Below are 12,483 nucleotides of genomic sequence, written 5' to 3'. Positions count from 1 at the left end.
GTATTCGCGATGCGGATGCGCCGAACTGCGATGCAGTGCAGGAATCGAACGCGAACCCCATCGTGTTCGCTATCGACATCGCGCATGCGCGCGACGTCAGGGAATACCGGAATGTGTCGGGGGATTCCCTACGGATCAGCGCTCGCGTTGTGCGCACACCGCCGCACGCACGTTACCCAAATGCACTGCACCGCATCGCGCGGGCGGCTTCGCACGGATGGCATTGCGATTCGCCGGCGCGACTGCCTGGATTGGCGTGGAGGGGGACGATACGGAAGCCGGCCTCACCAGCGCAGGCAACGGGCTGCTCATGATCCGCAGGGGGCCCACCGTCAACACGAAGCCTGTCGCCGTCTGCGTCTTTACGGTAACCACATGCGACCCCTCAGGCGTGACCCAGCGCTCGCCCACCTTGAACATGGAGCCTTCATTGTTCGCGCGGTTGGCCGCCGGCACGTCGGCATCCACGCTGTACGCCGTACCCGAGCGCTCGACCTTGTGGATGATCACCGCGTCGCCCGCGAGCGCGTTCTCGTAGGTACCCTGGCGCTTCCGTGCCTCCAATATGTAGACGATGGTCGCGTACGGATCCGCCTGGGGCGACAGCGAAAGCACGAGCATCTGCACGTTGCCCGAAGCCGGCAGGTGCGCATAGTCCAGCGCGATGTCGCGCGTCGACAGGTCGCCCAGTGCGATCACCTGCTGGCGCGGCGCATCCACCCAGTTCAAGCGGTGCCGCTGGAAGATGTTGATGTGCTTGGGGCGCGTACCGTACGTGGCGTCGCTCACCGCATTCGCCCAGCCGTCGCTCATCACGTCCCATGGATTGTCGTAGGTATCGTCGTCGCCATCGGAGTTGTTCGAATGCGGCAAACCGTAGCCATGGCCCATCTCGTGCGCAAGCGGCGCCAGGTTGCTGAAGGACCAGGGCGGATTCCAGGTAACGCGTGTGCAGAGGTTTGTCTTGCCTTCCAGCGGCGCACAACTCCCACCACCCCACGCGTAGCCATCCAGGTCGCCGTTGAACATCATGTTCACGCCCTGCACGCTGTTGAAGTCCACCGTCGCATCCGCTGCCGCGCCGCAATCGGCGAACAGCTTCCTGAGGTCGGCCTTGTCCTCGCCGTTTTCTTTGGTCACGTAGTGGCTGCGCGGTTGCGGCAGCGCGAACCAGCCGTAGGCACTGCTGCCGGACAGGTTGATCTTGTCGTAGGACACCTCGCGCCAGTAGTGGCCGAGCTGCCCGACCGCGTCACCGTACTGGGAGTCGAAGAAGGCCTTGGTCTTCTGCTCGGTCCCGATATCGCTGAACTTGCACATCAGCGTGACCCAGCGCGTGTTGCCACCCACGGGCGCCGCCGCCATCACGCGGGCGTTGGCGGGATGTGCGGGCGCCGATTGCGTGACCCGATCCGCCGGCACGATGGCCTGGATCATGGGCGCGGACGACATCACCCTTCCCTGCAGCGCGAAAGACACCGCCACGCGGCGATTGGCCAGCACGTACAGATCGCCCGCCGCCAGCCGCGCCTGGGCCGCATCGAGCGCGATGCGACTCCCATCGTCTTTCACCAGGTGTGCATTGAAACGGGGCGCCAGGCGCGCCTTCCCGGGTGCCGGCCGTGCGGGGTCGCCCCACTCCAGTTGCAGCAACCCCTGTTCGATGGTCTGCGCGCGGACATCACCGATCCCCGCAAGACCCAGCATCGTCCATGCGATGGTCGCCAGCACGCGACCCTTCTTTGCCCCCGTCTCCATGTCCACCCCCGCTCCATCGCGATGCAGATGCGCGTCACGCGCGCCAGAGGCGTTGTAGTGCGCGCGCGCGCGACGCACCGTGAGTGGCATCACACTCGGTGATGTGTGATGCTGGATTCTTGAGCAGCGTCACGCTGCATGCCAACGACGAATCCTTCATGAGCCCCACGCCCGATTACCACGCCCTCCTCGAAACCGCCATCGCCGAAGCGCGCCAGGGTCTGGCCGAAGGTGGCATTCCGATCGGGGCCGCGCTGTACCACAACGACGGGCGACTGCTGGGCTGCGGCCACAACCGCCGCGTGCAGGAAGGCGACCCCTCTGTGCACGGCGAGACCGACGCCTTCCGCAAGGCCGGCCGCCAGCGCCGCTACCGCGACACCATCATGGTCACCACCCTCGCCCCATGCTGGTACTGCAGCGGGCTGGTGCGCCAGTTCAACATCGGCACGGTGGTGGTGGGCGAATCGGTGACGTTCCAGGGCGGCATCGACTGGCTGCGCGAGTCCGGCGTCAACGTCATCGACCTGCAGAGCCAGGAATGCATCGACCTGCTCGGCGACTACATCCGGGCCAATCCCGAGGTGTGGAACGAGGATATCGGCGAGGATTGATGGGCGGCGCCGACGTCAGGCCGGCTTCATTACCATCAGCCAGAAGATCCCGATCACGCTGATGAAGGCAGGCCATCCGAGCCAGAACCACCAGCGCATGGCCTGGTAGTACGCCGGCGGTAGCGGCTGCGATGCCGCCACGGCCTGCACGGCAAGGTCGCGCGCACGGACCTGCAACCACAGCACCGGCAGCCAGCACGCGCCGATCACGAAGAACAGCACCAGCGCCGACTTCACCCAGAAGACATCCAGCGGCAGGCCCAGCAGTCGGGTCAGCCACCATCCCGTCGCCAGTTGCACGACAACGGCGGGCGCCGTGAAGCAGGTATCGGCGATGACCACGGTGCGCGCGGTCGACGCGATCACGCGTGCATCACCGCGCAGGTGCGCCAGCCACATGAAGAACGCGATGCCGAGTCCCGTGCCGAAGAGCAGCGTGGATGCCAGGATGTGGATCCACTTCACCCACAGATAGATCATCTCAGCGTCGCTCCGTCACGACCCACAGCACCGCCAGCGCTGGCAGCAACACCACATTCTTCGCCAGCCCGCCCAACGGGTCCCACCACAGCGCCGGCACCATGCCGCCGAGTACCAGCGTGTACACGAGCAGCAGGAGCAGCATTGCGCCGATGGCCGCGCGCGGCCGCCAGCCACTGGCCAGCCAGGCGCCCAGCAGGAAGTCGGCCGCACCGCCGACGCGCGCAAGCATGACCGGATCCCAAGTTGCCAGCGGCGTACCGGCGGACAAGCGCAGGATGTCGTCGGCCGGCGTAAGGAAGCCAGCCAGCGCCGACAGTAGCCACAACGCCACCACGGACCAACGCAAGGCAGGCGCGAGGAAATAGAGCTGCGCCTGCCAACGGTCCTGCACCTGGCTGGGCGCCTGCTGCAATGCTTCCGCGAGCGTGCGCGGCCGCACGCCGAAGGCGGCATGCAGGCGATCGGCCGCATCCGGCGCGGTCGTGTTGCCACGTCGCAGCATGCGCCACATCGTTCGCCCCACGGGTCCACGGCCCAGCGCTTCCATCACCGAGACCGCCAGCGAGACGAAGGCCGGCGGTACCGTCACCACGTGATCACCGGGGACGCGCAGCCAGCGCCGCCATTGGCGCTGGTAGTCGCGCAGCGTCATCGGGGTTGGGCCACCGACCTCGTAGATACCTGTCGCGATGTTGCCTGCGGCACGCGCCACCAGTTCGCCGAGATCTTCCGCCGCGACGGGCTGCACCTGCCATCGGCCATCGCCGGGCAGCCATTGCGCGCCGGGGAAACCCGCCAACGCCCGCAGCAGCGAGGTGCCGCCATAGGAACCGCTGACGGAATAGACGACCGAAGGCCGCAGCACGACGGAGGACATCGCGAGACCGCAGAGTTGTTCGTCGAAGCGATGCTTGGATGCGATGAAGGGCCCGTCCTTGGGGAGGCCGAGCGCGGAGATCTGCACGAAACGCCTCACGCCGTTCGCCACGCAGGCCTCTGCCAGCGCCAGCGGTGCGACCACATGCACGACCTCGAAGGTCTGTCCCGCCTGTTCACGGAGGATGCCCGCAACATTCACCACTACATCGACGCTGTCCAGCAGCGGCATCCAATCCTCCGGCAGCCGCATCGCCTGCAGGTCGCAGGCGCGTTCGTCATCCGCCAACGGACGTCCCTTCGGCCGCACGGCAAGCAGCACGCGCCAGCCATGGCGACGGAGCGCCGCGACCAGGTAGCCGCCGATGAATCCCCCTCCACCTACCACCAGCACGTTACACCTCTGCCCGTCCGGTGAAGCCTGTGCAGGGGTTTCCATGCGGTCGTTCCGTGTCCGTCGAGCGTGGTGGGAGAAACGCCGGATCAGGCCTTGCGGACGAACTCCGACTTCAGCTTCATCGCGCCGATGCCGTCGATCTTGCAATCGATGTCGTGGTCGCCATCGACCAGGCGGATGTTCTTGACCTTGGTACCCACCTTCACCACCAGCGAAGAACCCTTCACTTTCAGGTCCTTGATGACGGTGACGGTGTCGCCGTCCTGCAGCAGGTTGCCATTGGCGTCCTTGATGACACGCGCTTCATCGCCAGCGACGACGGCATCGGCAGACCACTCGTGGCCGCACTCCGGACACACCAGCTGCGCGCCGTCCTCGTACGTGTAGGCGGAGGCGCATTGCGGACAGGGAGGTAGCGTGCTCATGGGAATGGAGATGGTGTTCGGGGATGCGTCGATTGTAACCGACGCACCCACGTGCTCCGGAAACGAAGAACCCGCCTTGCGGCGGGTTCCAGGTGTCACAGGATGTAGCGGCTGAGATCCGGATCCTGCACCAGTTCGCCCAAGTGCGCATCGACGTAGGCGCGGTCGATGACCACACTCTGGCCGTCGCGATCGGGGGCTTCGTAGCTCAGCGTGTCCAGCAACCGCTCCAGCACCGTATGCAGACGGCGCGCGCCGATGTTCTCCTGCCGCTCGTTGACCAGCGCAGCGATCTCGGCGACGCGGTCGATGGCATCGTCGCTGAAGCGCAACGCAACGCCTTCGGTCTTCATCAGCTCGACATACTGCTTGCTGAGCGCGGCCTTGGGCTCGGTGAGGATGCGGATGAAATCCTCCTTGCTGAGCGCGGACAGCTCCACGCGGATCGGGAAGCGACCCTGCAGTTCCGGGATCAGGTCGCTGGGCTTGGCCAGATGGAACGCGCCCGAGGCGATGAACAGGATGTGGTCGGTCTTCACCGTGCCGTACTTGGTCGACACGTTGCTGCCTTCCACCAGCGGAAGCAGGTCGCGCTGGACGCCCTCGCGGCTGACGTCGCCACCGCTCATCGTGCCGCCGCGCTTGGCGACCTTGTCGATCTCGTCGATGAAGACGATGCCGTGCTGCTCGCAGGCCTCGATGGCGGCGGCGCGGATGTCGTCCTCGTTTACAAGCTTGGCGGCCTCTTCTTCGATCAGCTGCGGGCGCGCGGCCTTGATCGTCACCGTGCGCTTGTGGGTCTTGTTGCCGCCCAGGTTGGAAAACATCTGCCGGAGCTGCTGGCCCATCTCCTCCATGCCAGGGGGCGTCATGATGTCGACACCGACATTGGCGGCCAGCTCCAGTTCGATCTCACGCTCGTCCAGATCGCCGCTGCGCAGCTGGCGGCGCAGCTTCTGCCGGGTCTCGGATTCCTTCGACGATGGCTCTGCGCCGATGTCGACCGTGGTGGTGGTGTTCGCACCGAACCCGAACCCGCCGCCTGCGCCCTCGCGTCGCGGCAGCAGCGCATCCAGGATGCGGTCCTCGGCGCGGTCCTCGGCCTGGGTACGCATGCGCGCCTTGGCCTGTTCGCGGTACATCTTGACGGCGGTATCGGCCAGGTCGCGGACGATCTGTTCGACATCCTTGCCCACGTAGCCGACCTCGGTGAAACGCGTGGCCTCGACCTTCACGAACGGCGCGTTGGCCAGCGTCGCCAGGCGGCGCGCGATCTCGGTCTTGCCGACGCCGGTCGGGCCGATCAGCAGGATGTTCTTCGGCATCACCTCGTTGCGCAGGCCGTCGTCGAGCTGCATGCGGCGCCAGCGGTTGCGCAACGCGATGGCCACCGCGCGCTTGGCGGCCTGCTGGCCGACGATATGGCGGTCGAGTTCCTGCACGATCTCGCGCGGGGTCATGGTGGAAGACGTGTTCTCGGTCATGGCGATGGTTCTGTAGGAGGGGCTTCAGCCCCGACCGCATGGGTCGGGGCACATGGACGGCCGAAGCATCAAAGCTCTTCGACCACCACGTTGCGATTGGTGTAGATGCAGATGTCGCCAGCGATGTTCAGCGATTCGACGGCGATGGACTTCGCGTCCAGTTCGGTGTGTGCGAGCAGCGCGCGCGCCGCGGACAGGGCGTAGGACCCCCCGGACCCGATGGCAATGATGCCGTCCTCCGGCTCGATCACGTCGCCGGTGCCGCTGATGATCAGCGACGTCTCCTTGTCGGCGACAGCGAGCAACGCTTCGAGCTTGCCCAGGCGGCGCTCGGTGCGCCAGTCCTTCGCCAGTTCCACGGCGGCACGCGTCAGCTGCCCGTGCTTTTCCAGCTTGGCCTCGAACAGCTCGAACAGCGTGAAGGCATCGGCGGCGGCGCCCGCAAAACCGGCCAGCACCTGGCCATCGCGACCGAGCCGGCGCACCTTGCGCGCATTGCCTTTCATCACGGTGTGGCCCAGCGTCACCTGCCCGTCGCCGGCGACGGCGACGCGGCCATTGCGACGTACGCAAAGGATGGTGGTGGCGTGGAAGACGTTCGGGTTCTGGCTGGGGTCCATGGAGGCCTCCGGGGTGTTCCCCCAGAGGTGGGGACGCCGCCTCCCGGTTCAAGCATGACCTTCGGGTTGGTTGATCTCCTGTAGGAGCGACGTGAGTCGCGACCGCGATCCCCGAGCCACCAGGCACCATCCGCGAGGTCACGCCTGATGCAGCGGCCCCGCTCGTGCGGACGTGCGGTCGCGACTCACGTCGCTCCTACAGGGACTCAGCGTTTCCGCTTCGCCCGCGGGTGCGCCGCGTCGTACACCTTGGCCAGATGCTGGAAGTCCAGGTGCGTGTAGATCTGGGTGGTGGCGATGTCGGCGTGGCCCAGCAGTTCCTGCACGCCGCGCAGATCGCCGGAGGATTCCAGGATGTGGCTGGCGAAACTGTGCCGCAGCATGTGCGGATGCACGTGCTTGAACAGGCCTTGCCGCTGCGCGAGCTGCTTGATGCGGATCTGCACCGCACGCTGCGAGATAGGACCGTCGCCACGGCCCGGAAACACGAAGCCTTCGTTGCCTGATGGCCGTTCCTGCCGCCATTCGACCAGCGCGTTGCGCGCGTGCGAGCCCACCGGCACCTTGCGCTCCTTGTTGCCCTTGCCGAGCACCGTCACCATGCCGCCCGCCATGTCCAGGTCGCGCCAGCGCAGCGCACACAGTTCGCTCAGCCGCAGGCCGGAGGAATAGAACAGCTCCAGCAGCGCGCGATCACGCTTGCCCAGCGGCGCATCGACCGGTACTTCGACCAACCTGACGGCTTCATCCGCATCCAGCACCTGTGGCAGCTTGCGTGGCGCCTTGGGGGCGCGCAGTGCCGCGGCGGGGCTGGCCGCGATGCGACCATGTTTCAGCAACCACCGGTAAAAGCTGCGACACGCCGACAGGCGACGCTGCAGGCTCTTCGGCGACAGGCCGCGCCGGTGCTCGCTGGCGACAAAGCCGCGCAGCTGCTCGGCCTGCACCTCCGCCAGGCCTGCTATGTCCTGGGCCTGCATCCACTCCGTCAGCGCTGCGAGATCGCGACGATACGCATCCAGCGTGTGCGCGGAGACGCGGCGCTCGACTTCGAGATAAGCGAGGAAGTCGGTGACGGACATGGTCCCTCCCTCCCCGTCATTCCGGCGAAAGCCGGAATCCATGTTGCCCGTGTGTTTGCCTCACGCGGCCCGCCGCAAGAGCAGGAACGGAATGGATTCCGGCTTTCGCCGGAATGACGGCATGAGGCGATCGCCTCGCCTCAACCATCGAACCGCTTCAACGCCGTCACCAGCGTATCGCCCATCATGCGCAGGAACAGCGTGCCCATGCCGGGATAGAAGCGGTTGCCGTCACGACTGCCCACGGCCACCAGGCCGATGCCGGGCAGCGGCAGCAAGGCCGAGGAAGCGACTTCCTCCGCGCGCGCACCATACAGCAGCACGTGCTTCTCCGGTTGCAGGCGGCCGCAGATCGGCTCACCGTCGCGCAGGCAGTCACGGAAGGGCGCCATGTGCGGATTGTCCGCGGGCACCACCTGCAACCAGTCGCCTTCCTCCAGCCCGGCCACCGGTTGCAGCATCACGATGCTGACGCGGTCGCCATTGAAGTCCTCGGCCAGCGAGGCGGCCATCGCACGCAAGGTATCGGCAGCGGTGCCCTGCTTCATCAGTGTCAAAGCAAGCTGGTGGGTGCGCACGGCCAGGCGTTCGTTTTCCTGCGCATTGGCGAACAGGTCACCGAGGCGCTTGGACAACTCGCGGTTCTTGTCGCGCAGCACTTCCAACTGGTAGCTGGCCAGGGATGCCGTCGGGCCTTCGTCACGCGGCACCACCATGCTCAGCGCCAGGTCCGGGAACTGCTTCAGGAAGGTCGGGTGGCGACGCAGCCACGCCGCGACGTCGTGTGCACCCAGTTTTTCCGCTGTCTCGCTCATGCTTTCCATTCCCCTTCGAATACGAATGCCGCCGGCCCGGACATGATGACCGGCGCGTCGTCTGACGGCCAGCGGATGCGGAGCTCCCCGCCCGGCAGCGCGATGGCCACGTCGCGATCGACACGCGCCCGCCGTATCAGCACGGCCGCCGCCGCGCAGGCGCCGCTGCCGCAGGCCAGCGTCTCGCCTACGCCACGCTCGTACACGCGCAGGCGCACGCGGTCGCGCGCGACGACTTCGGCGAAGCCGACGTTGACCGACTCCGGAAAATGCCGCGACCGCTGCAGCAAAGGCCCGTAGTGCAGCACCGGGGCCGCATCCACGGACGGAACTTCGATGACGGCGTGGGGATTACCCATCGACACCGCGCCGAACCGCAGCTTCACGCCCTCGTCCACGTCAGCGTCGTACTCCGCGCGCGGCCGGTCGAAGCCCTGCAACGGGATGCGTGCCGGCGCGAACTCCGGCACGCCCATGGCGATGGAATAGCGGTCATCGCCGATACGCTCGACGGCATGCGTCGCCAAGGGGCTGTCGACCTCGAACGTGTTTCCGGTCGCCGCACCGTCCCTCACCAGCCAGGCCGCCACGCAACGTGCGCCGTTGCCGCATTGTTGCGAGGGCGAGCCGTCGGAGTTCCAGATGCGGTAGGCCGCTACCGCGTCGTTGCTTCGGGGGGGTTCGATGGTCAGGATCTGGTCGCAGCCGACACCACGATGCCGATCCGCCAACGCCGCAGCCAAGGCGGCATCCGGCGGCAGCCGGCCGTCGCGCAGATCCAGCACGACGAAATCGTTGCCGGCACCATGCATCTTGGTGAAACGCATCGCCGCGGTCCGCGCGTGCGAGGACTCAGCCATTCCCGTCGGTGGCAGGCACCGTGGCGGGATCGATCGGCGGTTCGGCGGGCACGTCGTCGTTTGCGGGTGGCGCGGCGTCGACGGGCGTCACGGGCGCCTCCTCGACCGGCTTCTCCGGCATGAACAGCGGGCCCTTGGCACCGCAAGCGGACAAGACCGCCATCAGGGCGGCAGCGAAGAAAAGACGGGCGTTCCGGTTCATGCCGAGAGTATAGCCACAGCCCGATGAACGCGGCTGCCGCTCAGCCTTTGCGCGGCGGCTCCGGTCGCCTCCACAGCCACGCGCCGACCGTGGCCATGCAGGCGATCGGCAAGGCAACCATCCACCAGAGGTGCGATCCGGTCCACAGCATCAGCGTCACCAGGATCAGCGCGCTGACCAGCATCGTCCCTGTGGCGACCCACTTGGCGCGCCGGGAGACGGCACGATGCAGATGCCAATCGTGGATCATCGGGCCGAAGCGCGGATGCGTGACCAGGTAGCGATGCAGGCGCTCCGAACCGCGCGACGCTGCGTACGCTGCGATCAGGATGAAGACCGTGGTCGGCAGCCCCGGAACGAACACGCCCAGGATGCCCATGCCCAGACTGGCGTAGGCCAGCAGCCACCACGCCCAGCGGAAGCGGGCTGGCCTCGGTTCGGGAAGATCGCGCGGTGGCGGCGTATCGTGCACGGCGACCTTGTACCCCAAATCGACGGCCGATGGCGCGAATACGAGATGACCGACGCGGATCACCGCACCCCACCCTGCCATGCCCTGCCTCCGTCAACGAACTCGTCCCCACGGTTATCGGCGGCGGCCAGCAGCACTGGAGTACCCCCCGTCGGAGGGCACCGGAAACGAAGAAAGCCGGGTTTCCCCGGCCTTCTTCCTGTCTTGCGACATCTCCTACTTCGAGGCGACGCCCAGCTGGTCCAGCATGAAGGCGAACATCTCGGCACGCTCGCGGTACTGGCGGAATCGGCCGGACTTGCCGCCGTGGCCGGCTTCCATGTTGGTGCGGAACACCACCGGACCGGTGCCGGTGTTGAGGTCGCGCAGGCGGGCGACGTACTTGGCCGGCTCCCAGTACTGCACCTGCGAATCCCACAGGCCCGTGCCCACGAACATCGCCGGATAGGCCTTCGCCTGCAGGTTGTCGTAGGGCGAGTACGTGAGGATGTAGTCGTAGTAGCCCTTCTCTTCCGGGTTGCCCCACTCGTCGTACTCGTTGGTGGTCAGCGGGATGCTGGGGTCCAGCATCGTGGTCGCCACGTCGACGAACGGCACCAGCGTCAGGATGACCTTGTACTTCTCCGGCGCCATGTTCGACACCGCGCCCATCAGCAAGCCGCCGGCACTGCCACCCATAGCGGCCACGCGATCCTTCGCCGCATAGCCCTCCTTGACCAGGTAGTCGGTGACGTCGATGAAGTCGGTGAAGGTGTTGATCTTGTTGTAGAGCTTGCCGTCGTCGTACCACGCACGGCCCATTTCCTGGCCGCCGCGGATGTGGGCCAGCGCGTAGACCACGCCACGGTCCAGCAGGCTGACGTTGGTAATGCTGAAGTTCGGGTCCATCGACGCGCCATAGCTGCCGTAGGCGTACTGCAGCATCGGCGCCTTGCCGTCGCGCGCGACGTCCTTGCGGTACACCAGGGTCACCGGGATCTTCGTCTTGCCGTCGCGGGCCGGTGCCCACACACGCTCGGTCACGTACTTCGACGCGTCGTAGCCCGGCACGGGCTGCTGCTTCAACTGGCGGCGCTCGCCGGTCTTGGTGTTGATCTCGTAGGTCGTGGCCGGCGTGGTCATCGAGGTATAGCTGTAGCGCAGCCAGTCGGTACCGGTTTCCGGATTGGCGGACAGGCCCATCGAGTACGCCGGCTCGTCGGCCTTGACGTAGTCGCTGCTGCCATCGGCCTTGATCACGCGCAGGCTTTCCAGCGCGTTGGCGCGTTCGGCCACCACACTGAAACCGTCGAACAGCTCGAAGCCCTCGACGAACACGTCGGCGCGGTGCCCGATCCAGTCCTTCCAGTCCTTGCGTGAGACCGAGTCGGTCGGCGCGGTCACGATCTTGAAGTTGGTGGCGCCATCGGCGTTGGTGCGGATCACCCAGCGGTCGCCCAAGTGATCGGCCTGGTACTCGACGTCGCGTTCGCGCGGGGCCAGCACGGTGAACACGCCGGGACTGGCGGCCGGCGTGCAGCGCATTTCGGAGGACACGGTGCTCTCTACGCTGATGCAGATGAATTTGTCGTCGCGGGTGCGGCCGATACCCATGTAGAAGCTGTCGTCTTCCTCTTCGTAGACCAGCGTGTCCTGGCTGGACGGCGTGCCCAGCACGTGCGCCTTCACGCGCTTGCTGAGCAGGGTCTCCGGATCCTTGTCGACGTAGAACAGCGTGCGGCCATCGTCGGACCAGACCAGGTTCGGTTCGGCATTGGTGACCGTATCTGGCAGGATTTCGCCGGTCTCCAGGTTCTTGAATCGGATGGTGTACTGGCGGCGGCCGTTGGTGTCGTCGGCGTACGCCAGCAGCGTGTTGTCCTGGCTGACTTCGTAGTCGCCGACGTTGTAGTAGTCCTTGCCTTCGCCCAGCGCGTTGACATCCAGCAGCACCTGTTCGCCGTTGAAGTCGCCGGCGGCATTGGCGGCCTGGATCGACACCGCATCCACGCCCGGGCCGTCCTTGCGCCGCGCATGCACCGGATAGTCCTTGCCGGTGACGAAGCGGGCGTAATACCACCAGCCGCGCTCGCGGTAGGGCACGCTGGCGTCGTCCTGCTTGATGCGCGCGACGACTTCGTCGTACAGCTTGTCCTCCAGCGGCTTCAGCGGCGCCATCACCGCATCGGTGTAGGCGTTCTCGGCGTTGAGGTACGCCAGCATCTCCTTGTTCTCGCGCTTGTCGTCGCGCAGCCAGTAGTACTCGTCGTTGCGTTCGGCGCCATGTGGCGCCTTCACCACGTGCGGCTTTTTCGCCACGTCGGGCGGGGTAGCGCTGGCGGCCAGCGCGGAGGTGATCGGGGTGCTCATCAGGACGGTGGCGGCAAGCAGAAAGGAGGTCGGCTTCATGGATGGG

At 66.4% G+C, this 12,483-nt stretch carries 13 protein-coding genes; 1 reads left to right on the top strand and 12 read right to left on the bottom strand.

The annotated features are described in order from the left end of the window. Positions 1-135 precede the first annotated feature (135 nt). On the bottom strand, positions 136-1,848 hold the full coding sequence (locus FB548_RS02855) for a hypothetical protein (RefSeq protein ID WP_142123233.1): 1,713 nt from the start codon (positions 1,846-1,848) through the stop codon (positions 136-138). A 68-nt stretch (positions 1,849-1,916) separates the two neighbouring features. On the opposite strand from FB548_RS02855, the gene FB548_RS02850 reads away from it, so the two are divergent. After that, the gene (locus tag FB548_RS02850) at positions 1,917-2,372 is read left to right on the top strand and encodes a nucleoside deaminase (protein WP_142124078.1); all 456 of its coding nucleotides are present in this window, start codon (positions 1,917-1,919) and stop codon (positions 2,370-2,372) included. A 15-nt stretch (positions 2,373-2,387) separates the two neighbouring features. On the opposite strand, the gene FB548_RS02845 is transcribed toward FB548_RS02850, so the two are convergent. The 11 genes from FB548_RS02845 to FB548_RS02795 all read right to left on the bottom strand — a co-directional run bounded on the left by FB548_RS02845 (position 2,388) and on the right by FB548_RS02795 (position 12,476). Beyond that, the gene (locus tag FB548_RS02845; protein ID WP_142123232.1) at positions 2,388-2,852 is read right to left on the bottom strand and encodes a DUF2269 domain-containing protein; all 465 of its coding nucleotides are present in this window, start codon (positions 2,850-2,852) and stop codon (positions 2,388-2,390) included. 1 nt (position 2,853) lies between these two features. Beyond that, positions 2,854-4,170: a DoxX-like family protein gene (locus FB548_RS02840; RefSeq protein ID WP_142123231.1), complete on the bottom strand. Its 1,317-nt coding sequence runs from the start codon at positions 4,168-4,170 to the stop codon at positions 2,854-2,856. A gap of 44 nt (positions 4,171-4,214) precedes the next feature. Continuing rightward, entirely contained in the window at positions 4,215-4,553 is a 339-nt protein-coding gene (locus tag FB548_RS02835) for a zinc ribbon domain-containing protein YjdM (protein WP_142123230.1), read from the bottom strand. 95 nt (positions 4,554-4,648) lie between these two features. Continuing rightward, on the bottom strand, positions 4,649-6,037 hold the full coding sequence (gene hslU / locus FB548_RS02830) for an ATP-dependent protease ATPase subunit HslU (RefSeq protein WP_142123229.1): 1,389 nt from the start codon (positions 6,035-6,037) through the stop codon (positions 4,649-4,651). 68 nt (positions 6,038-6,105) lie between these two features. Continuing rightward, positions 6,106-6,657: an ATP-dependent protease subunit HslV gene (hslV, locus tag FB548_RS02825; protein WP_142123228.1), complete on the bottom strand. Its 552-nt coding sequence runs from the start codon at positions 6,655-6,657 to the stop codon at positions 6,106-6,108. Between the two features lie 206 nt (positions 6,658-6,863). Then, a complete protein-coding gene (gene xerC, locus FB548_RS02820) occupies positions 6,864-7,739 on the bottom strand; it encodes a tyrosine recombinase XerC (protein ID WP_255470286.1) in 876 nt (291 codons plus the stop codon). Between the two features lie 140 nt (positions 7,740-7,879). Then, positions 7,880-8,554: a DUF484 family protein gene (locus tag FB548_RS02815; protein ID WP_185741947.1), complete on the bottom strand. Its 675-nt coding sequence runs from the start codon at positions 8,552-8,554 to the stop codon at positions 7,880-7,882. Beyond that, on the bottom strand, positions 8,551-9,381 hold the full coding sequence (gene dapF, locus FB548_RS02810; protein ID WP_255470285.1) for a diaminopimelate epimerase: 831 nt from the start codon (positions 9,379-9,381) through the stop codon (positions 8,551-8,553). Before dapF ends, FB548_RS02815 begins: the two co-directional genes overlap by 4 nt. 25 nt (positions 9,382-9,406) lie before the next feature. Further along, a complete protein-coding gene (locus FB548_RS02805) occupies positions 9,407-9,616 on the bottom strand; it encodes a lipoprotein (RefSeq protein WP_142123224.1) in 210 nt (69 codons plus the stop codon). Positions 9,617-9,656: 40 nt separating this feature from the next. After that, positions 9,657-10,088, bottom strand: coding sequence for a YbaN family protein (locus FB548_RS02800; RefSeq protein ID WP_255470383.1), 432 nt, complete (start codon positions 10,086-10,088; stop codon positions 9,657-9,659). Between the two features lie 216 nt (positions 10,089-10,304). Continuing rightward, positions 10,305-12,476, bottom strand: coding sequence for a S9 family peptidase (locus tag FB548_RS02795; RefSeq protein ID WP_142123222.1), 2,172 nt, complete (start codon positions 12,474-12,476; stop codon positions 10,305-10,307). Positions 12,477-12,483: the final 7 nt, after the last annotated feature.

It is taken from the genome of Pseudoxanthomonas sp. 3HH-4 (genome assembly GCF_006716465.1).
Classification (GTDB): domain Bacteria; phylum Pseudomonadota; class Gammaproteobacteria; order Xanthomonadales; family Xanthomonadaceae; genus Pseudoxanthomonas_A.
This window is presented reverse-complemented; position numbering and strand designations above follow the sequence as displayed.

Bases quoted from the DNA above. Each gene is read 5' to 3' on its own strand.
- FB548_RS02850 (WP_142124078.1), top strand. From the start codon at position 1,917: ATGAGCCCCACGCCCGATTACCACGCCCTCCTCGAAACCGCCATCGCC.
- FB548_RS02835 (WP_142123230.1), bottom strand. From the start codon at position 4,553: ATGAGCACGCTACCTCCCTGTCCGCAATGCGCCTCCGCCTACACGTAC.
- FB548_RS02845 (WP_142123232.1), bottom strand. From the start codon at position 2,852: ATGATCTATCTGTGGGTGAAGTGGATCCACATCCTGGCATCCACGCTG.
- FB548_RS02855 (WP_142123233.1), bottom strand. From the start codon at position 1,848: ATGCCACTCACGGTGCGTCGCGCGCGCGCGCACTACAACGCCTCTGGC.
- hslU (WP_142123229.1), bottom strand. From the start codon at position 6,037: ATGACCGAGAACACGTCTTCCACCATGACCCCGCGCGAGATCGTGCAG.
- dapF (WP_255470285.1), bottom strand. From the start codon at position 9,381: ATGCGTTTCACCAAGATGCATGGTGCCGGCAACGATTTCGTCGTGCTG.
- FB548_RS02795 (WP_142123222.1), bottom strand. From the start codon at position 12,476: ATGAAGCCGACCTCCTTTCTGCTTGCCGCCACCGTCCTGATGAGCACC.
- hslV (WP_142123228.1), bottom strand. From the start codon at position 6,657: ATGGACCCCAGCCAGAACCCGAACGTCTTCCACGCCACCACCATCCTT.
- FB548_RS02815 (WP_185741947.1), bottom strand. From the start codon at position 8,554: ATGAGCGAGACAGCGGAAAAACTGGGTGCACACGACGTCGCGGCGTGG.
- xerC (WP_255470286.1), bottom strand. From the start codon at position 7,739: ATGTCCGTCACCGACTTCCTCGCTTATCTCGAAGTCGAGCGCCGCGTC.
- FB548_RS02840 (WP_142123231.1), bottom strand. From the start codon at position 4,170: ATGGAAACCCCTGCACAGGCTTCACCGGACGGGCAGAGGTGTAACGTG.
- FB548_RS02805 (WP_142123224.1), bottom strand. From the start codon at position 9,616: ATGAACCGGAACGCCCGTCTTTTCTTCGCTGCCGCCCTGATGGCGGTC.